The organism is Achromobacter sp. B7 (genome assembly GCF_003600685.1).
GTDB classification, from domain to species: Bacteria; Pseudomonadota; Gammaproteobacteria; order Burkholderiales; family Burkholderiaceae_B; genus Achromobacter; species Achromobacter spanius_B.
The window spans coordinates 2,758,904-2,777,351 of sequence record NZ_CP032084.1; the positions used below are offsets into that span (position 1 = coordinate 2,758,904).

19 protein-coding genes are annotated in these 18,448 nt (G+C 65.0%); 15 read left to right on the forward strand and 4 right to left on the reverse strand.

Translation table 11 applies throughout. The features are described from left to right. The first annotated feature begins 26 nt into the window (after positions 1-26). The 4 genes from DVB37_RS12470 (at position 27) to DVB37_RS12485 (ending at position 3,385) form a co-directional block, all read left to right on the forward strand. Positions 27-1,025 (forward strand): ABC transporter substrate-binding protein, encoded by a 999-nt coding sequence (locus tag DVB37_RS12470; protein ID WP_046804997.1) that lies wholly within the window; start codon positions 27-29, stop codon positions 1,023-1,025. Next, positions 1,022-1,795, forward strand: coding sequence for an ABC transporter permease (locus tag DVB37_RS12475; protein WP_046804996.1), 774 nt, complete (start codon positions 1,022-1,024; stop codon positions 1,793-1,795). Before DVB37_RS12470 ends, DVB37_RS12475 begins: the two co-directional genes overlap by 4 nt. Before the next feature lie 136 nt (positions 1,796-1,931). Further along, positions 1,932-2,762: a transporter substrate-binding domain-containing protein gene (locus DVB37_RS12480; protein WP_120155391.1), complete on the forward strand. Its 831-nt coding sequence runs from the start codon at positions 1,932-1,934 to the stop codon at positions 2,760-2,762. A 35-nt stretch (positions 2,763-2,797) separates the two neighbouring features. Continuing rightward, positions 2,798-3,385, forward strand: coding sequence for a YigZ family protein (locus tag DVB37_RS12485; protein WP_120157473.1), 588 nt, complete (start codon positions 2,798-2,800; stop codon positions 3,383-3,385). 60 nt (positions 3,386-3,445) lie between these two features. Here the strand turns inward: DVB37_RS12485 and DVB37_RS12490 are convergent, their stop codons facing one another. The 3 genes from DVB37_RS12490 to DVB37_RS12500 all read right to left on the reverse strand — a co-directional run bounded on the left by DVB37_RS12490 (position 3,446) and on the right by DVB37_RS12500 (position 6,495). Beyond that, the gene (locus DVB37_RS12490; protein ID WP_006219735.1) at positions 3,446-3,820 is read right to left on the reverse strand and encodes a co-chaperone YbbN; all 375 of its coding nucleotides are present in this window, start codon (positions 3,818-3,820) and stop codon (positions 3,446-3,448) included. Positions 3,821-3,992: 172 nt separating this feature from the next. Continuing rightward, the gene (locus DVB37_RS12495; protein ID WP_046804994.1) at positions 3,993-5,015 is read right to left on the reverse strand and encodes an LLM class flavin-dependent oxidoreductase; all 1,023 of its coding nucleotides are present in this window, start codon (positions 5,013-5,015) and stop codon (positions 3,993-3,995) included. A gap of 187 nt (positions 5,016-5,202) precedes the next feature. Continuing rightward, positions 5,203-6,495 (reverse strand): NCS2 family permease, encoded by a 1,293-nt coding sequence (locus tag DVB37_RS12500; protein ID WP_046804993.1) that lies wholly within the window; start codon positions 6,493-6,495, stop codon positions 5,203-5,205. 111 nt (positions 6,496-6,606) lie between these two features. Here DVB37_RS12500 and tsaD point away from each other — a divergent pair, with 111 nt between their 5' ends. Next, positions 6,607-7,638, forward strand: a complete 1,032-nt coding sequence (gene tsaD, locus DVB37_RS12505) for a tRNA (adenosine(37)-N6)-threonylcarbamoyltransferase complex transferase subunit TsaD (protein WP_120155393.1) — start codon at positions 6,607-6,609, stop codon at positions 7,636-7,638. Here the strand turns inward: tsaD and plsY are convergent, their stop codons facing one another. Further along, positions 7,639-8,283 carry a glycerol-3-phosphate 1-O-acyltransferase PlsY gene (plsY, locus tag DVB37_RS12510; protein ID WP_046804991.1) on the reverse strand — a complete coding sequence of 215 codons (645 nt, stop codon included), beginning with the start codon at positions 8,281-8,283 and terminating at the stop codon, positions 7,639-7,641. Positions 8,284-8,463: 180 nt separating this feature from the next. Between plsY and surE the strand changes: the two genes are divergently transcribed. The 10 genes from surE (at position 8,464) to rlmD (ending at position 18,444) form a co-directional block, all read left to right on the forward strand. Further along, complete coding sequence (gene surE, locus DVB37_RS12515) at positions 8,464-9,222, forward strand: 5'/3'-nucleotidase SurE (protein WP_046804990.1); 759 nt, start codon at positions 8,464-8,466, stop codon at positions 9,220-9,222. Further along, entirely contained in the window at positions 9,207-10,031 is an 825-nt protein-coding gene (locus DVB37_RS12520) for a protein-L-isoaspartate(D-aspartate) O-methyltransferase (protein ID WP_046804989.1), read from the forward strand. Before surE ends, DVB37_RS12520 begins: the two co-directional genes overlap by 16 nt. Before the next feature lie 17 nt (positions 10,032-10,048). Beyond that, positions 10,049-10,909 carry a peptidoglycan DD-metalloendopeptidase family protein gene (locus DVB37_RS12525; RefSeq protein WP_046804988.1) on the forward strand — a complete coding sequence of 287 codons (861 nt, stop codon included), beginning with the start codon at positions 10,049-10,051 and terminating at the stop codon, positions 10,907-10,909. After that, on the forward strand, positions 10,906-11,685 hold the full coding sequence (locus tag DVB37_RS12530) for a 3'-5' exonuclease (RefSeq protein ID WP_046804987.1): 780 nt from the start codon (positions 10,906-10,908) through the stop codon (positions 11,683-11,685). Before DVB37_RS12525 ends, DVB37_RS12530 begins: the two co-directional genes overlap by 4 nt. A gap of 189 nt (positions 11,686-11,874) precedes the next feature. Beyond that, positions 11,875-12,507: a hypothetical protein gene (locus tag DVB37_RS12535; RefSeq protein ID WP_046804986.1), complete on the forward strand. Its 633-nt coding sequence runs from the start codon at positions 11,875-11,877 to the stop codon at positions 12,505-12,507. Positions 12,508-12,960: 453 nt separating this feature from the next. Further along, positions 12,961-13,713: a TorF family putative porin gene (locus tag DVB37_RS12540; RefSeq protein ID WP_104143884.1), complete on the forward strand. Its 753-nt coding sequence runs from the start codon at positions 12,961-12,963 to the stop codon at positions 13,711-13,713. 304 nt (positions 13,714-14,017) lie between these two features. After that, entirely contained in the window at positions 14,018-14,365 is a 348-nt protein-coding gene (locus tag DVB37_RS12545; protein ID WP_240434101.1) for an Imm51 family immunity protein, read from the forward strand. A 57-nt stretch (positions 14,366-14,422) separates the two neighbouring features. After that, complete coding sequence (locus tag DVB37_RS12550; RefSeq protein WP_120155395.1) at positions 14,423-15,337, forward strand: LysR substrate-binding domain-containing protein; 915 nt, start codon at positions 14,423-14,425, stop codon at positions 15,335-15,337. A 106-nt stretch (positions 15,338-15,443) separates the two neighbouring features. Then, positions 15,444-16,748 carry an MFS transporter gene (locus tag DVB37_RS12555; RefSeq protein WP_120155397.1) on the forward strand — a complete coding sequence of 435 codons (1,305 nt, stop codon included), beginning with the start codon at positions 15,444-15,446 and terminating at the stop codon, positions 16,746-16,748. A 121-nt stretch (positions 16,749-16,869) separates the two neighbouring features. Further along, positions 16,870-18,444 carry a 23S rRNA (uracil(1939)-C(5))-methyltransferase RlmD gene (gene rlmD, locus DVB37_RS12560; RefSeq protein ID WP_240434102.1) on the forward strand — a complete coding sequence of 525 codons (1,575 nt, stop codon included), beginning with the start codon at positions 16,870-16,872 and terminating at the stop codon, positions 18,442-18,444. The last annotated feature ends 4 nt before the right edge of the window (positions 18,445-18,448 follow it).

The following is an 18,448-nucleotide window of genomic DNA, read 5'->3' on the forward strand; positions in this document are numbered from 1 at the left end:
CCTTTGAATTCCCTGGAGCTTTACCCATGAAATTGAAGCAATGGCTGTCCCTGCCGCTAGCGGCCGCGCTGCTGGCCGCGGCCCCCGCGATGGCCGCCGAAAAATTCCGCGTGGGCTATCTGCGCGTCATGGACGACGCGCAAGCCATCGTCGCGCAAGAGGGCGGTTTTTATAAGAACGCGGGACTGGATTCCGAGCTGATCGAATTCAAGTCCGGCACCGATCTCATCAAGGCCATCGTCGGCGGTCAGCTGGATATCGGCGTCCTGGGCTTCACCAACGCTGTCGCGTGGGCCTCCAAGGGCGCCGACCTGAAAGTGGTGGGCGGCGCGCAGCAGGGCTATCACTCGCTGATCGTGCGCGACGATTCCGGCATCAAGGACATCGCCGGCCTGAAGGGCAAGACGCTGGCCTCGCAAGCCGAAGGCAGCACGGCCGACGTGGTGTTGAAGGGCGTGGTGCTCAAGCAGGGCAACCTTAGCGCCGACGACGTCAACATCATGGGCGTCAGCCCGGCCGTTGCCGTGCAGTCGCTGGTGGGCAAACGCGTGGACGCGGCCTTCCTGTTCGAGCCCTATGACCGCATCGCGCAACTGGTGGCGCCGGTCAAGCAGATCTACGAAGTGGGCCAGGCCTGGCCGTTCCCGTGCATGGTGGTGATCACCTCCGGTGAGACGCTGGCCAAGCGCAAGGACGATGTCTGGAAGGCGTTGGACGCGCAGAACCAGGCCATTACGCTGCTGCAGAAAGAGCCGGCGCAGGCGTCCAAGCTGATCGCGTCGTACTTCATTGCCGAGCCTACGCTCAAGACGCTGTCGCGGGGCGAGCTGCCGCGCGAAACGGTGATCGCCGAGGCCATCAGCACCCAGGTCTTCACGCCCAAGCTTACGCAGAAAGACACGGCGCGCATGCAGGAAATCGCCGATATCCTGCAAGCCCAGGGGTCGCTGAAAACGCGTGACGGCAAGCCGTACGACGTGTCCAGCATTGTTGATCTGTCCTGGCAAGAGGCGCGCAAACTTTGAGCTCGTCTACCCGAGTGACCGGCGCCCGCAAGCATCTTGCGGGCGTTTTGGGCGTCCTGTTCATTCTGTTGTTGTGGCAGCTGGCGGCGTTCGCCTTGCCTGATTTCCTGATGCCGGGCGTGCCGGCCGTGGTCCAGCGCCTGTTCGAGGACCTGGGCAAGCAGTCGTTCCATCAAAGCCTGATGGGCACGCTGGGCCGGCTGGGCGCGGGCTACGGACTGGCGCTGGTGGCAGGGATCGGTTTCGGCCTGGTGGCCGCCGTGCTGTTCTTCTTTCGCGAAGTGCTGCGCAGCGCCATCGTCATCCTGCAATCGATTCCTTCTATCGCCTGGGTGCCGCTGTTCCTGATCGTGATGGGCTTTGGCAACACGCCCATCATCGTCGTGGTCGCGCTGTCGGCGTTTTTTCCCGCCGCGCTCAGTGTCATGAACGCCACCGAATCCGTGCAGCGTGTGCATGTGTCGGCCGCGCGCGTGATGGGCGCGACGCGGTGGGGCCTGGTCAAGCGGGTGTACCTGCCCGCCGTCATGCCCGAACTGATCACCGGCGCGCAGCTGGCCTTCGGCAACGCCTGGCGCGCGCTGATCTCGGCTGAAATGCTGATCGGTTTCGGCAAGGGCCTGGGACGTTCGCTGGCGTACTCGGGCGAAATCGCCGACATGACGGGCGTGATGACGAACATCCTGGTCATTGCCGTCCTGGCCGCGCTGATCGACCAGTTTGTGCTTGAAAACCTGAAGCACCGTCTGCTTCGGTATCAGTACGTTTGACTGAGTATTGGCTGAGTATTGGCGCCTGAATTCAAGGTTGCCGATCAGCCAGCATGGCAGTCCAAACCCAAGTCCAAACCCAAGTCCAAACCCAAGTCCAAAGCCAAAGTCCCAGCCTTAGTTCAAGTTCCAGCCCATGTTTCAGCCCACGCGACTCTTGCGCCGCCTTGCCCTGACCACAGCATGCATGCTGCTGGTCGGCACAAGCGCGGCGCATGCCCAGCCGGCCCCCTTTACCGCAGCCCATGCGCGCGGGGAACTGGTGGTGGGCGTGCCGTATCTGGCGCCGCCGCCCGTGGCCGGCGCCAAGATCCGTACGCCCGACGGGCTGGACGCGAACATGGCCGAACGCCTGGGCGCCAGCCTGAAGCTGCCCGTCCGTTTGCAACAGGTGACGGCGGATGAGGCCGACGCGGCACTGGCGGCCGGGAAAGTGGACGTGGTGCTGGCCGATGATGCCGACGCCCAGCCCGCGCCGGCTACCGTCGCCGTGCAACCCACGGGCTACCGCGCGCGCCCCAAGGCGGTGATACGCAGCGACACCCGCCTGCGCAAGCCGGCCGACGCAAAGGGGCACACCGTCTGCATGGCCGAAGCGGACACCCACGCCCGATCCCTGGCGGCAAGCTGGGGCGCGGCGGTGCGCACGTACCGCGTGCCGTCCGATGCGCTGGTAGCGGTGCGCGAAGGCGCTTGCGACGTCGGGCTGGTGGATGACGCCGTTTGGGAACCGCTGGTGCGCTTTCCAGAGTGGAAGAAGTTCTCGTCAACGCTTGCCGCCGACGGCGAGACCCGTGAACGGGTGTGGCTGCTGCCCGCCTCGGACACGGTCAGCCGGGCCTGGATGGCGAACGAAATGCGCGCCTGGAGCGAAGCTGGCGCCTGGAAGGCGATGACCGCGAAATGGGCGCGCGATGTGGCCTTCGACGTCTATCTTGACCAGGAAGTGCCCGACTGCCACGGCTAGCGGCGGGCCCTGGCCCAGCACTTACAATGCCGGGCATGACGCACACGTTGACCGCTTCCTGCTCGTATCAGGAAGACATCAAGAAAAGCCGCTTTGTCGCCTACGCCGCCCCGGTTGCCACCGTGGACGAGGCGATGCGTTTCTTTGCCGAACACAGTGATCCCGAGGCCACCCACAATTGCTGGGCCTATCGCATTGGGCAGGAATATCGGTTCAACGACGATGGCGAGCCCGGCGGCACGGCCGGCCGCCCCATCCTGCAAGCCATTGAAGGGCAGGACATGGACCGCGTGGCGGTGCTGGTGGTGCGCTGGTATGGCGGCATCAAGCTGGGCGCGGGCGGGCTGGTGCGGGCCTATGGCGGTTGCGCCGCCAATTGCCTGCGCCTGGGGCAGCGTACCGAAATCGTGGATCTTGCCACGGTGACATGCACCTGCGGTTTCGCGGAATTGGCGTTGTTGAAGTCGCGCCTGGCGCAAGCCGGGGCGGTGGTGCAACAGGAAGACTTCAACCCGGACGGCGTGTCGCTGTGCTTCGTCGTGCCGCGCAGCGCGCTGGGTGACCTCGAGGTCACTGTCGCCAACATCACGCGCGGACGCTCGGCGTGGGAGCTCGTGTCCTGAGCCGCCGAATAGACCGCGCACCCCAACGGAAAGGGGCCCGCTGTGGGGCCCCTTTGTCATTTACGCGTTCTGGCTGTCTTGCGCCGCGGCGATTTCCTGGTGGACCTTTTCCATGTCCACCTCCTTGATCTTGGCCAGCAGCTCGTTGAGCTGCCCGCCCGACAAGGCGCCGGGTTGCGAGAACAGCAGGACTTTCTCACGGAAGACCATCAGCGTGGGAATCGAGCGGATTCCCAGGGCGCCAGCCAGTTCCTGCTCGACGTCGGTGTTCACCTTGGCGAACGTGACATCGGTGTGCTCGGTCGCGGCCTGCTCAAAAACTGGAGCAAAGCCACGGCACGGGCCGCACCACGGAGCCCAGAAGTCGACGATCAGGGTACCGTCCGGCGTGATGGCGTCCTGGAAGCTTTCTTTGGTGAGTTCAACAATACTCATTTTGGATCCTTGCCGCGGAGCGCGGCGCAAAAAGTCGGTGTCGAGATCCGGGGTGTGCCTGCCCCGGCCTGATTCGGCGACGCTTTATGTGCCACGCGCTCTGGCGTAATAGTAGAGCCGGCGATGGCAGCGTCGCAATGGTTGGCGCAGTGGAGAGCGCAGTCAGCGGTGCTTAGACCGCAGTTTTTGTAGAGACGCCGGCATCGTTCTTCAACGACGCGACGATCTCGAAAGAGCGCAGGCGATCCGCGATATCGAAGAAGTCGGACACGATCATGACTTCGTCGGCCTCGGTTTCGGCCACCAGGGCCTCCAGCCGCCGCTTGACGGTGTCCGGCCCGCCCACGATGGAAGCGCCCAATCTTTGATTGACCGCCTCACGCTCCCATTCGTTCCACAAACCATCCATGTTGTCGACCGGCGGCTGCAATTGCAGGCGGTGGCCGCGTACCAAAGACAGGAATTTAAGCTGCTGCGTGGTCGCCTGGCGCCGGGCGGCTTCATCGGTTTCGGCCGCCACGACCGGCACGCCGATCATCGCGTAAGGACGCGACAGCGTGGCCGACGGCTTGAACAGGTGCCGGTACAGGCGCATGGCCGCCATGCCTTCGGGCGAGAAATGCCCCGCAAACGAAAACGGCAGGCCCAATTCGGCAGCCAGGCGGGCGCTGAAATCGCTGGAACCCAGCAGCCAGATCGGAATGTCCAGCCCTTCGCCGGGAATGGCGCGCACGGGCTGCCCAGGGCGGGAAGCCGCCAGGAAGCCGCGCAATTCTTCCACCAGCGCCGGAAATTCCAGGCCGCTGCGGGGGCCACGGCGCAGCGCGTGCTGCGTGGCGCCATCGCTACCGGGCGCGCGGCCCAGGCCCAGGTCAATGCGGCCGGGGTAAAGCGTTTCAAGGGTGCCGAACTGCTCGGCAATGATCAACGGCGCGTGGTTGGGCAACATGATGCCGCCGGAGCCAACGCGCAGCGTGCTCGTGTGTCCGGCCACATGGCCGATCAGCACGGCCGTCGCGCTGGAAGCGATGCCGTTGATGTTGTGGTGCTCGGCCAACCAGAAGCGGTTGTATCCCAGCTTCTCAACGTGCTGGGCCACCGCCACGGTGTTGCGAAACGCGTCCGCGGCATCGCGGCCCTGAACTATCGGGGCCAAATCCAGGACCGAAAACGGGATGCGGGCAAGGGCGCTCATGCGGACGTCTCCTGGTTCAAGGCAACGGCACGACAGGACGGCAACACGGGGACAAAGCGGATAGGGCGCAAGGTGAACTCCATACGAGATACATGGGGAGTGTATCGACGAATTCAACCGAAGCAGGCAGCAACCTTGCGGCCGGGCGGGTTGTATTGGCGGGCGCTATGCCCGCCATTGCACCACGCTATTCCGGAAAGAACGCGTACCGGATCACGAACAGCACGGCCACCAGCCACGTGGCCGGGTGCACGTCGCGGACCTTGCCCGTGGCGGTTTTGAGGACCACATAGCTGATGAAGCCGAAGGCGATGCCGTTGGCGATCGAGTACGTGAACGGCATGACCAGTGCGGTCAGCGCGGCCGGGGTCGCTTCGGTGACTTCGTTCCAGTCGATATCGATCAGTTCGCGCATCATCAGGCCGGCCACGTAGAGCAGGGCGGGCGCGGTGGCGTAGGCGGGGACGGCGCCGGCCAGCGGCGAGATGAACAGGGCGGCCAGGAACAGCAGCGCCACGACCAGTGCGGTCATGCCGGTACGGCCGCCGGCCTGCACACCCGATGCGCTTTCCACGAAGGCCGTGGTGCTGCTGGTGCCCAGGGCCGAGCCGGCGACGATGGCGGTGCTGTCCGCGAACAGAGCGCGGCCCAGGCGGTTGGGCCGGCCTTCGGGGACCAGGCCGGCGCGCTTGGCCACGCCCACCAGCGTGCCGGTCGCGTCGAACACTTCAACCAGCACGAACACCAGGATCACGTGCACGAAACCGCTGTGCAGCGCGCCCATGACGTCCAGTTTCAGGAAGGTGGGTGCCAGGCTGGGCGGGGCCGAGAAGATGCCCTTGAACTCGTTGTAGCCCAGCGCCATCGACAGCACGGTGACCACGATGATGCCGATCAGGATGGCGCCGCGCACGCGCAACGCATCCAGCGACGCAATGATGAAAAAGCCCAGGATGGCGAACAGCGGGCCGTGGGTGGTCAAGTTACCCAGGGAAACCTTGGTGGCCGGGTGGGCAACCACGATGCCGGCGCTGGACAGCGCGATAATTGCCAAAAACAGCCCGATGCCCGCCGCAATCGCGCTGCGCAGGGAATGCGGAATGCCTTTGACCAGCCAGACGCGGATGCCCGATATCGTCAGGATCAAGAAGATCACGCCCGAAATGAACACGGCGCCCAGCGCTTGTTCCCAGGTGTAGCCCATGGTCTTGACGACGGTGAACGCGAAGAAGGCGTTCAGGCCCATGCCGGGCGCCATGCCGATCGGCCAGTTGGCGATCAATGCCATCACCAGCGAACCCAGCGCGGCCGCCAGGCAGGTGGCCACGAAGACAGCATCGCGGTCCATGCCGGTGGACGACAGGATGTCCGGATTGACGAAGATGATGTAGGACATCGTCAGGAACGTCGTCAGACCGGCCACGATCTCGGTGCGCGCGTTCGTGCCGTGTTCACGCAGCTTGAATAACTTCTCCAGCATTCCAGTCCCCAGTGTGTTTGCAGGCTTGTCGGTTGTTGTAGGCGGCGCCCCACAGGTGCCGCACCATTTCAAAACTCGCGTATTTTCGCATCAGTTGTAAACTCTGCCGCCATGATTATCCTCGGCTTTGAAAGCTCCTGCGACGAAACCGGTGTCGCAGCCGTCTGTACGGAACGCGGTCTGCTGGCGCACGCGCTGCATACCCAGATCGCCATGCACCAGGAATATGGTGGCGTGGTGCCCGAACTTGCCTCGCGCGACCATATCCGGCGCGTGGTTCCCTTGACTCGCCAGGTGCTGCAAGACGCGGGCCTGCAAATGTCGGATATCGGCGCGGTGGCCTATACGGCCGGGCCGGGCTTGGCCGGCGCCTTGCTGGTAGGCGCCAGCGTGGCGCAGTCCTTCGCGTGGTCACGGCATTTGCCGGCCATCGGCATCCATCACCTGGAAGGCCACCTGCTGTCGCCCATGTTGGCCGACCCGCGCCCCGACTTTCCTTTTGTGGCGTTGCTGGTGTCCGGCGGCCATACGCAGCTGATGCGGGTGGACGGCGTGGGACGCTACGAACTGCTGGGCGAAACGCTGGACGACGCCGCGGGCGAAGCCTTCGACAAATCGGCCAAGCTGATGGGCCTGGGCTATCCCGGCGGCCCGGCGCTGGCAAAGCTGGCGGGGCAGGGCGATGCCAGCCGTTTCGACCTGCCGCGCCCCATGTTGCACAGCGGTGACCTGGACTTCAGTTTCAGCGGTTTGAAAACCGCCGTGCTGACCCGCGTGAAGGCGGCGGAAAAGGCGGGCGGGCTGGACGGGCAGACGCGGGCCGACCTGGCGGCGGCGACTCAGGGCGCGATCGTGGACGTATTGGCCGCCAAGGCAATCAAGGCGTTGAAGCAGACGGGATTGCGCCGTCTGGTGGTGGCCGGCGGCGTGGGGGCCAATCAGTTGTTGCGGGCCAAATTGGCCGCGGCGCTCAAGCCCTTGCGGGCCCAGGCGTATTTTCCGCCCTTGGAACTGTGCACCGATAACGGCGCGATGATCGCCTTCGCGGCGGCTGAAAGGGTCAAGGCCGGGCTGGTGAAACTGGACGCCGATGCGCACAGCTTCACGGTCAAACCCCGCTGGGATCTTGCCGATATTGCCTGATCAACCGGGCTTTTTCTTGCCGCCGATCTTGCTTTCGGTGCCCTGGACCAGGCGCGTGATGTTGGCGCGGTGACGATAGAACAGCAGCACGCCGATCACCGCCAGCGCCACGCCCATGGCCGGCTGCGCGTACCAGGCCAGGCCCGAGCCGAACACGTAGTAGACCGGCGCGAAGAATGCCGCCACCAGCGAAGCCAGCGACGAATACCGGAAGAACACGGCAACGATCAGCCAGGTGGCGGCGGTGGCCACGGCCAGCCAGGGCTGGATCGCGACCAGCACACCCAGCGCCGTTGCCACGCCCTTGCCGCCCTTGAAACCGAGAAAAACCGGATACAGGTGGCCCACGAAAGCGGCCAGCGCCACCAGCGCCAGACCGGCCGGCGCGATGCCGGGGGCCAGTCTTTCGGCCAGCCAGATGGCGAACCAACCCTTGGCCGCGTCGCCCAGCAAGGTCAGCGCGGCGGCCGTCTTGTTGCCGGTACGCAGCACATTGGTCGCGCCCGGGTTCTTGGACCCGTAGCTGCGAGGGTCCTGCAGCCCCATCAGCTTGCTGACGACCACGGCGAACGGCACGGAGCCGATCAGGTAAGCCAGCAGGATGAGCGCGGCGGTGAACGCCAGGGAGGGTTCGGTAATCGCCATGGAAAGGGAGTCCGTTGTTGTCGTAATGGCGCGGATTCTACCGCGCCGCGCGCCACCCCTGGCTACGGGTTATCGAGCGTGGCGTCCAAGCCCCGTGGTTGCACGCAGTCATACAGGGCGGGACGGCGGACGGTACAATCCGACACGTCCTTCCGCGTTTTATTTTCTTTCGGATGCACAATGCGAATTCTGGTTTCGAACGATGATGGTTATTCGGCCCCTGGGCTCGAAGCGCTGGTAGCGGCGCTGCAAGGCCTGGGCGATCTCACCGTCGTTGCGCCCGAGACCAACCACAGCGGCGCTTCCAATTCCCTGACCTTGAACCGCCCCTTGTCCGTGCGCACGGCCTCGAACGGCTTCATCGCCGTCAATGGCACGCCGTCCGATTGCGTGCACGTGGCGCTGACCGGCTTGATGGATACCCGGCCCGACCTGGTCGTGTCCGGCATCAACAACGGCGCCAACATGGGCGACGACACCTTGTATTCCGGCACGGTGGCCGCCGCTAGCGAAGGCTATCTGTTCGGCATTCCCGCCATTGCGTTTTCGTTGGCGGAAAAGGGCTGGGAACACATCGAGTCAGCCGCGCGCGCGGCCCGCCAGGTGGTGGAACGCCATCTGGCCCAACCGCTGGCCGCGCCCGTGCTGCTAAATGTGAATATCCCGAACCGCCGCTTTGAAGACCTGCACGGCTTCGCGGTTACGCGTTTGGGCAAGCGGCATCCCTCGCAGCCCGTCGTGCGCACCACCACGCCTTATGGCGACACGGTGTACTGGATCGGCCCGGTCGGCCTGGCGGCCGACGCCACGCCCGGCACCGATTTCCATGCGGTGGAGCAGGGCACGGTATCGGTCACGCCCTTGCGGCTGGACCTGACCCAGCACAGCCAGCTGGACGAAATCAGAACCTGGGCGGAGCCGTTATGCGCAAACGCGTAAGCCAACCCGATGTCTCGCAGGCCGTGCCCGGCCGGCCCAGCCCGGCCCGCTACGACTCGGGTCGCCTCAGCCCCGGCGTCACGGCCACCAACAGCAACACCCGTATTTCAGCCGCCACGCTGCCCCGCCAGACCCAGGCGCCGGCGCCTGCGGCGGGAAACAATCTTGGCTTGAATTCGGACCGACTGCGCCAGGCGATGGTGCAGCGCCTGCGGGGCCAGGGCATCACCGACGAGCGCGTCTTGAACGCCATGGCCGCCGTGCCGCGTCATCTGTTTGTCGACGAAGCACTGGCCAGCCGCGCGTACGAAGACGCCGCGTTGCCCATCGGCCATTCACAAACCATCTCGCAACCGTGGGTGGTCGCGCGCATGATCGCGGCGGCTTGCGAAGACCGCGCGCCGACCCGCGTGTTGGAAGTGGGCGCGGGTTGCGGCTATCAAGCGGCAGTGCTCGCGCAGTTCGTGCGCGAGGTCCATTCCATTGAACGCATCCGTGGTCTTTACGAGCTTGCGCGCGAGCATTTACGCGCCTTGCGGCTGACTACGCGCATCCGCCTGATCTATGGCGACGGCACGCTGGGCCTGCCCGGCGTGGCGCCGTTCGATGCTATCGTTGTGGCTGCCGCTGGCCTGGCCATTCCGCAAGCGCTGCTTACGCAGCTGGCGCCGGGCGGACGCCTGATCGCTCCCGAAGGGGGCACGAACCAGCGCTTGGTGCTGATCGAACGCACCGGCGCGGCCAGCTGGAAACGCACTGAATTAGAGGCCGTGCGCTTTGTGCCGCTACGCGCCGGAATACAATCTTGAGCAAACAGGAGAAACGTATGCTCAACGGGCAGTCGCAACTGACCGATATGACTATGGGCGCGTCCATGACGCGCCTGCGCCGCCCGCTCTTTATCGTGGGGGCACTCAGCCTGGCTATTTTGGCCGGCTGCGCATCAAAAGGAACTCGCGCTCCGGTGGTCGACATGACCGCCGGACAGCCAGCGTCAACGGCTCAGCCCGGTGGCAGCTATGTGGTCAAGCCGGGCGACACGCTTTACAAGATCGCCCGCGCCAACAACGTGGATATCGAAAGCGTCAAGCGCTGGAATAACCTCAGCGACCCCAACCAGATCTCAGTCGGCCAGGTGCTGAAGATGTCCGGCGGCTCCAGCACGGGCGCGCAGCCCGCACCGATCGCCAGCGTCAAGCCGCAACCGCGTCCGCTTGACCAGCCGGAAACCCCCGCTGCCACGACGACCACGCCGCCGCCCGATGCAACGCCCGCGCCCGCGCCGGTCGACGTCAAGCCCGCCCCGCGCGCGGCGGACGCCAGCGTCATCAACTGGGCATGGCCGGCCAGCGGCGCCATCGTGCAGACCTTTAACGCCAGCAGCAAGGGCATCGACATTTCCGGCGCGCTGGGCGACCCGATCACCGCCGCGGCGGATGGCCTGGTCAAGTACAGCGGCAACGGCGTGCGCGGCTTGGGCAACCTGATCATCGTTGAACACCAGAACGGCTTCATTACCGCTTACGCGCACAACCGCGCGCTGCTCGTGAAGACGGGCCAGAACGTCAAGCGCGGCGCCAAGATCGCCGAACTTGGCCAAAGCGACACTACGTCGCCGCGCCTGCACTTTGAAATCCGTCGCCAAGGCACGCCGGTCGACCCGATGCAGTACCTGCCCACGCGATGACGCCCACCCTGGTATTCGACCTTGAAACCATCCCCGATGCCGATGGGCTGCGCAAGCTCAACGGCTGGGGCCAAGAGGTCTCGGACCTGGAAGTGGTGGAACGCGCGCTGGCCGCGCGCCGCGAAGCCGTCGGGCACGATTTCCTGCCGCTGCATCTGCACAAGGTTGCGGTGGTGGGCTGTGTGTTCCGCGACGACCAAGGCTTTCGCGTCAAGACGCTGGGCCAGGCGGACGACCCTGAAGCCGCCTTGCTGGCCGGCTTCTTCAAGACGATCGAACGCTATACGCCCAAGCTCATCAGCTGGAATGGCTCGGGTTTCGACCTGCCCGTGCTGCACTACCGCAGCCTGATCCTGGGCGTGCCCGCGCCCCGCTATTGGGACATGGGCGAAGAAGACCGCGATTTCAAGTTCAACAACTACATTGCCCGTTATCACACGCGGCATCTGGATTTGATGGACGTGCTGGCCAAGTACAACGGCCGCGCCAACGCGCCGCTGGACGACCTGGCCAAGCTGTGCGGCTTTCCCGGCAAGCTGGGCATGGACGGCAGCAAGGTCTGGGAAGCATGGCACACCGGCCGCGCCGACGAGGTCCGCGCCTATTGCGAAACCGACGTCGTCAACACCTGGCTGGTGTACTGCCGCTTTCGCTTCCTGCGTGGCGAGCTGGACCGCACGGCGTATGACGCCGAGATCGCCCTGGTGCGCGATACGCTGTCCGCCAGCGACGCACCGCACTGGAAGGAATACATGGCGGCGTGGGACGCTACCTGACGCCACCCGGCGCCGCCCCGAGGCGAGCTTCGGCGTGGTGGATCAGGATCAGAACGGAGCCTTCCAAGGCTCCGTTTTCACGTCTGGCACGCACGCAATCGACTGAAACATGGAACGCGACGGCGAAACCCGGTTGAAACTGGGCCGACAGCACAATGGCCTCGCTTTCTTCACTTTCAGGAGACACACATGTCCCGATTCGCTATTCGCTCCAATTTGGCCGCTCTTGCTTTTGTCGCCGCGACGGGCGGTTTGGTGGCTGGCTCCGCCATGGCTGCACCCCCGGCGCCGGCCGACGGTGGCCCGGCCGCCATGCATCACCAAGGCCCGCGTGGTGGCGAGTTCCACAAGGGCATGCGCGACGGATTGTTCATCCCGGGCCTGGGTCCGGTTTCCAAGGCGCAGGTCGACCAGCTGAAGTTGGACGACAAGCAACAAGCGCTGTTCAAGACCGCGCAGGACGGCCAGCGCAGCCTGCACGAGGCGATGCGCGCCGCCGGCGCCAAGCGCCACGACCTGCTCAAGTCGCAACTGGACAGCGGCAAGCTGGACCCGCGCGCGCTGGCGGCGCAGTCCGAGCAGTCGCACGACGCGTTCGGCCCGCAAGCCAAGCAGGTGCGTGACCAATGGCTGGCGGTGTGGGACAGCCTGAACGACACGCAGCGCGGCCAGGTGACCAAGATGGTCAAGGACCGCGAAGCCAAGATGCAGGAACGTCACGCCAAGATGGAAGGGCGCCACGGCAAGGGCAAGCCGGGTATGCCGCCGCCTCCTGCGGCCGGTGCGGATGCACCTCCGCCGCCCGCGCCCTCGGCTAACTAAGCCAGTCCCGTCCGCCGCCTTTGTGGGGTGGACGCGGGCAAGACCAACCCCGACACGCCACGCGGCGTGCCGGGGTTTTTTATTGGGCTTGGATTCGACTCTACCAGGATTCAACCCTGCTGATTTCGGCTCAGCTTGATTCGGCTCTGCTTGATTTCGACGCTACGTCCCGTGCCCCAACTTGATGCATGGCGCGCCGTTGTCATGTGGGCGCTTGCCCGCTTGTAGTGCACGCAGCGCGCCATCTTGAACCATGACGGGCGGTGCAGGACGCCCCGGGCGGGCGCACCAGCCTGTCTATCAGCTTGCAGCCAGCGGTTTGTCACCCGAATGAAACCTGGCATGGACATTGCTTGAAGGGAATAGAGCCGGCACCTACCGCAGCAAAGCCGGCCAGACGGATGCGCCAACGGCCGTCCTCCTCCTCGTTAAATCCGATCAGGACTCCGCACCATGAAGAAGACGTTGCTAGCCTTGCCTTTTGCGCTTGCCGCTTGTTTCGCCTCGACGGCCCAGGCCGAACCCACCGATCTTGGAGGCGGTTTTTCTCTTAGCGGTAACGCCACCATCGCCAGCGACTATCGCTTCCGCGGCTATTCCCAGACCGACTTCCGGCCCGCCGTGCAAGTTGGCATCGACCTGACCCATAGTTCGGGCTTCTACCTGGGCAACTGGAACTCCAACGTCTCCGACTTCGTGTTTACCGACGGCAACCTGGAAATGGATTTCTACGGCGGCTGGAAGGGCGACGTGGGCGGCGGCTTCACGCTGGACGCCGGCGTGCTGCATTACTACTACCCCGGTTCCAGCTCGCCCAAGGGCGGTAACTACAACAACACCGACCTCTACCTGGGCGCGTCCTACGGCAACTACTCGCTGAAGTATTCCTACACGCCCAGCGACTTTTTCAGCACGCCCGACAGCAAGGGTACGTGGTACCTGGACGGCACCGCCACGTTCGACCTGGGCGATGGCTGGGGCCTGCTGGGACACCTGGGCTATCAAAAGCTGAAGAACCAAACAAACATGGACGGCGACTCCATCGGCCACTACGTGGACTACAAGCTGGGCGTCACCAAGGACATCAAGGGCTGGGTGCTGGGGCTGGCGGCCGTGGGCGCCACCAAGGACAACTGGCTGCCCACCAAGTACGGCCACCCGTCCGGCCGACTGGGTGCGGTGTTCTCGGTGGCACGTACGTTCTGATCGGTAATCCGTGGCGGCGCTTTGATGGGCGCCGGCGTTTGGGGGGATTGATGGAGACTGCCTGATGGGGCAGTCCCCTTCAATTCCCCCTTTTTTTATCGTTGGCCCGCGCCCTTTTGAGCGGTTGCAGCGGGGCTGTCAGGCGGGCCGGCACGCGCGCCCCAGGTCGGGGCAAAAATCGCGCGCGTTGCACACATCGCAATAATTGCCTCTAATGGGCGCGCACAAGATGCGGCGGGCACGTTCCGCGCATCAGCCCGGCCGCTATTGTTGGCGGCCGGCGATTCAAGGAGCTTTGAGCGCAGTGACTATCGATTTCGAAGAAGCAATCAAGCCTTTTTCCTGGATGGAATACGAAGGCAACTTCTCGGTAAGCCTGAATGTCGGGGAATACAAGGAAGAAGTTTTCCGCCGCAGAAGGGTAGAGGGTTTCCTGGGGACGGGCTACGACTGGACCTCGCTGGCGGTCGTTTTTCTGACCGAGAAACAGCCGGACCTGGATGAGTCGATCGATTTCGATCCGGAAGCCGATACGTTCTGCGCTTATTCGTCCGATAGCGAAGCGCTTAAGGCCTTCGCCCTGGCGTTCAAGGCTGCGTGCGAAGACAAAAAGCTGATTCAAGATCTGTTTTCTCGCGCCGAGCTGGACTGATCCGCGCCCAGGATAAAAATATACTCACGGCGTCAGAACAATATCCTGGGCGTCTTGATGATCGAAACCCGTTTGTTGCGGCAATTTGTCGCCGTGGCGGAAACCCTGCACTTCAATCGCGCGGCGCAGCGCCTGCACATGGCGCAGCCGCCGCTCAGTCAGGCTATCCGCCGGCTGGAAGCGGAGATCGGCGCGGCCCTGTTTGTACGTACCAATCGCAGCGTGGCGCTGACCCCGGCCGGCGCGGCGTTCCTGCAATCGGCACGCAGCATTCTGGACGCGCTGGACGACGGCGTCGCCCACACGCGGCGCGTCGCCCAAGGCATGGACGGCCATCTGACGCTGGCGTTCATCAACATTGCGCCGTATCCCACGTTATTGCGCGCGTTGCGGGACTTCCGTGGCGCGCATCCCGCCGTGGCCTTCACGCTGCAAGAGGCCACCACGCAAGAGCAGGTGCTGGCGCTTGAGGCCGGCCACGCCGATATCGGCTTCATGCGGCCGCCCGGTACCACGACGCCCAGCCTGCGATTTGAATCGCTGCTGCAAGAACCCATCCAAGTGGCCTTGCCCGCCGGGCATCCCCTGCAAGCGCGCGCGGTGGTCGAGCTGGCTGCATTGAAAGACGAGGACTTTGTGGCGTCGCCCCGACGGCTGGGCCAAGGGTTTCACGATCAGTTGATCCAGCTTTGCCAGACGGCCGGCTTTGTTCCCCGGGTGGCGCAGGAAGCGCGCCAGTTGCAGACCGTGGCGGCGCTGGTCGCGGCGGGTTTCGGGGTGGCGTTGCTGCCCACATCGGTCGCTCAGGCGGGGCGCGCCGACGTGGTGTTTCGGCCACTGGCGACCGATGCGCCGGCTGCCTTGTTGCAGGTGGAACTGTTGATGGCGTGGAATCCCGCGCGGGATTCTCCGGTGCGGGACCGCCTGCTGGACGTTGTCCGTTCAGTTACGCAAGACGCGCAGCGCGAGTAAAACCATCAAGACGTACACAGTCTTATTCGTGCATGAATAAGATATTTTTCGAATAGTGGGCGGCGCCCTAAGCTCGGCAACTGTCATTGTCGAGCCCGGAAGCCTCATGCCCATCGCCGTCTATCTCTTCTCTGTTTGCACCTTCGCTTTTGGCCTGTCGGAGTTTGTTGTCGCGGGCCTGGTGTCTGCGATGGCCGATAGCCTGCACGCCCGCATTGAAGCGGTGGGCACGGCGATCGCGGCCTACGCTTTTGGCGCTGCTATCGGCGCACCGCTCCTGACTGCGTGGGTGGCGCACTGGCGAGACCGCCGCATTCTGGCCTGCGCGATGGCGATATTGGCAGTGGGCAGCGGCTTGATGAGCGTGTCAGCGACGCTGCCCGTCTTGCTGGGCGTGCGTTTCGCCGTCGGCTTGGCGCATGGTGTCTTCATGGCCGTGGCGTCGGACGCGGCGACGCGGCTGGTGGAGCCGGCACGCGCGGGCCGCGCCGTCGCCGTCGTGTGGATCGGCCTGACCGTGGCGCTGGCGCTTGGCGTGCCGCTGGGCACGTTCCTGGGCAGCTTGTGGTCCTGGCGCCTGGTGTTCCTGGCGATTGGTGTGTTGGCCTTGGTTGGGCTGGGCGGGCTGCTGTGTTGCATGCCGGGTCGGTCAACTCCGCCGCAGCCGGATGCACAGTCGGGCTCACAGTCGGGCTCACAGCCGGGCTCACAGCCGGGCTCACAGGCGGGCTCACAGCCGGGGCAATTGGCAGGCCAGGGGCCAAGCCGACGGGGCAGCGTCCCGCCGCGACCCCAAGCCGGCTCCGGCATGGCCGCAGGCTTGCGCGCCATTGCCCACCCGCGCATGTTGATGACGGCCGGCGTCGGTGCGCTGGTCAGCGTGGCGACGTTCTGCTTTTTCACCTACGTGTCGCCCTACCTGTTGCAGGTCACCGGGGCCGGCGTGCGGCAACTTAGCACGGCCATGCTGCTGTTCGGCCTGTTTTCCATCGGCGGCAATCTGCTGGGCGGGTATCTCGCGGACCGCATGGACCCCGACCGCGCCGCCATGCTGGCATTGGCGGCCCTGGTGGCAACCATGCTGGCCCTGTTCCAGTTCCGCGCGTCGTCTTGGGCCGTGCTGGCGCTGGCGGGGGCGCTGGGCTTGGTGTTCTTTTGCATCGTGACCGTGCTGACGCTGCGACTGCTCAAACAGGCCCAGCATTACGTGCCGGCGTTCACGGCGGTGGCGGCGGGCTTGAACATCGCCTCTTTCAACCTGGGCACCGCTGTGGGCGGCGGGCTGGGCAGCCTGACCATCGCCTGGGCACGACTGCCCGTGTTGCCGCTGGCGGGAGCCGCGGCAGCATTGGCCGCCATGACGGCGTTGTGGTGGCAATCGACTTGCGCCGACATCACGCGGACGGCTTGACGGCGCACCTTGGTGCACCGGGCCGTCCGCCACGGCCTTCCGGCCCCGTCAAAGACCATTTCCGGGAATGGGCGCAGTCCTTCTACAATCATGGGTTGCGTGTAATTCTGGACTGCGTGAGATGTCAGACGTTTTGAGTATTGAGTCCCTGGATCTGGAAGCCAGGGGAATCGCCCGCCGCGACGGCAAAGTCGTGTTCGTGGAAGGCGCGCTGCCGGGTGAACGGGTCACCACCGTAACGCTGCGCCGCAAGCCATCCTACGAAATCGCCCGCGTGGACGAGGTCATGCGCCCGTCGTCGCAACGCGTCCAGCCGCGCTGCCCGCACTTCGGGGTCTGTGGCGGCTGCGCCATGCAGCACCTGGAACCCAGCACGCAAGTGGCCATCAAGCAACGGTCGCTGGAAGATACCTTCTGGCACGTCGGCAAGCTGCGCCCCGCGCTCATCCTGCCGCCGCTGCAAGGCCCCACCTGGGGCTATCGCTACCGCGCGCGCCTGTCGGTGCGCGTCGTGCCCAAGAAGGGCGGGGTGCTGGTGGGCTTTCACGAACGTAAAAGCAGCTATGTGGCCGACATGCGCGAATGCCATGTGCTGCCGCGCCACGTCAGCGACCTGCTGTTGCCGCTGCGCGAGATGATCGGCTCAATGTCGGCGCCTGACCGCATGCCGCAAATCGAGGTGTCGTTGGGTGAAGGTGTGACGGCGCTGGTGCTGCGCCATCTGCTACCCCTGACCGACGGCGATATCGCCATCCTGCGCGCCTTTGCCGCCAAGCACGACGTGCAGTGGTGGTTGCAGGCCAAGGGCCCGGAAACGGTGCACCCGCTAGAGCGCGAGCATGCCGACACGCTGTCGTACACCATGCCCGAATTCGGCCTGCGCATGCCGTATCGGCCCACCGATTTCACGCAGGTCAACCACGCCATCAACCGCGCGATGGTCTCGCGTGCGCTCAAGTTGCTGGACGTGCAGCCCACCGACCGCGTCGCCGACCTGTTCTGTGGCCTGGGCAACTTCACCTTGCCGCTGGCAACCCAGGGCCGCGAAGCCGTGGGCGTGGAAGGCAGCAAGGCACTGACTGATCGCGCATTTGACGCGGCGGCGCGCCATGGCCTGGCCGAACGCACCAGCTTTGCCACCTTGAACCTGTTCGAGGTCGACGCCCACTGGCTGCGCAGCCTGGGCTATTTCGACCGCATGCTGATCGACCCGCCGCGCGAAGGCGCGCACGCCGTGTCGCAGGCACTGGCGGAATTGTCCGTGCAAGAGCGCCCGCGCCGCATCGTCTACGTGTCCTGTAACCCGGCCACGTTGGCGCGCGACGCGGCCATTCTGGTGCACGAAGGGGGCTATGAATTGAAGAGCGCCGGCGTCATCAACATGTTCCCGCACACGGGCCATGTGGAATCGATTGCGGTGTTCGAATCGTTGGACGCCGAGGGCGTGGCCGAAGTCAAGGAACGCGCACGCCAGCGCGCCATCCAGGCCGAAGCCGACGCCATCGCGGCAGAAGAGGCCAAGGCGCTTGCCGCCGCTGAAAAAGCGGCCGCCAAGCAAGCGGCAACCGATGCGTACCACGCGCGCGTTGCCGCCGAGGCTGCCGAAGCGGGCGTTGTCGGGCAAGCCCCCGAAGCCGACGTTGCGCAAGCCGACGCCGACACCGTCGCGGAACCCGTCGCGCCAGTAAAAGACTGATAGG

Bases quoted from the DNA above. Each gene is read 5' to 3' on its own strand.
- DVB37_RS12495 (WP_046804994.1), bottom strand. From the start codon at position 5,015: ATGAGCGCCCTTGCCCGCATCCCGTTTTCGGTCCTGGATTTGGCCCCG.
- plsY (WP_046804991.1), bottom strand. From the start codon at position 8,283: ATGGCGATTACCGAACCCTCCCTGGCGTTCACCGCCGCGCTCATCCTG.
- DVB37_RS12490 (WP_006219735.1), bottom strand. From the start codon at position 3,820: ATGAGTATTGTTGAACTCACCAAAGAAAGCTTCCAGGACGCCATCACG.
- DVB37_RS12530 (WP_046804987.1), top strand. From the start codon at position 10,906: ATGACGCCCACCCTGGTATTCGACCTTGAAACCATCCCCGATGCCGAT.
- DVB37_RS12525 (WP_046804988.1), top strand. From the start codon at position 10,049: ATGCTCAACGGGCAGTCGCAACTGACCGATATGACTATGGGCGCGTCC.
- DVB37_RS12485 (WP_120157473.1), top strand. From the start codon at position 2,798: ATGACGCACACGTTGACCGCTTCCTGCTCGTATCAGGAAGACATCAAG.
- DVB37_RS12470 (WP_046804997.1), top strand. From the start codon at position 27: ATGAAATTGAAGCAATGGCTGTCCCTGCCGCTAGCGGCCGCGCTGCTG.
- DVB37_RS12535 (WP_046804986.1), top strand. From the start codon at position 11,875: ATGTCCCGATTCGCTATTCGCTCCAATTTGGCCGCTCTTGCTTTTGTC.
- DVB37_RS12550 (WP_120155395.1), top strand. From the start codon at position 14,423: ATGATCGAAACCCGTTTGTTGCGGCAATTTGTCGCCGTGGCGGAAACC.
- DVB37_RS12480 (WP_120155391.1), top strand. From the start codon at position 1,932: ATGTTTCAGCCCACGCGACTCTTGCGCCGCCTTGCCCTGACCACAGCA.
- DVB37_RS12520 (WP_046804989.1), top strand. From the start codon at position 9,207: ATGCGCAAACGCGTAAGCCAACCCGATGTCTCGCAGGCCGTGCCCGGC.
- DVB37_RS12540 (WP_104143884.1), top strand. From the start codon at position 12,961: ATGAAGAAGACGTTGCTAGCCTTGCCTTTTGCGCTTGCCGCTTGTTTC.
- surE (WP_046804990.1), top strand. From the start codon at position 8,464: ATGCGAATTCTGGTTTCGAACGATGATGGTTATTCGGCCCCTGGGCTC.
- rlmD (WP_240434102.1), top strand. From the start codon at position 16,870: ATGTCAGACGTTTTGAGTATTGAGTCCCTGGATCTGGAAGCCAGGGGA.
- DVB37_RS12555 (WP_120155397.1), top strand. From the start codon at position 15,444: ATGCCCATCGCCGTCTATCTCTTCTCTGTTTGCACCTTCGCTTTTGGC.
- tsaD (WP_120155393.1), top strand. From the start codon at position 6,607: ATGATTATCCTCGGCTTTGAAAGCTCCTGCGACGAAACCGGTGTCGCA.
- DVB37_RS12500 (WP_046804993.1), bottom strand. From the start codon at position 6,495: ATGCTGGAGAAGTTATTCAAGCTGCGTGAACACGGCACGAACGCGCGC.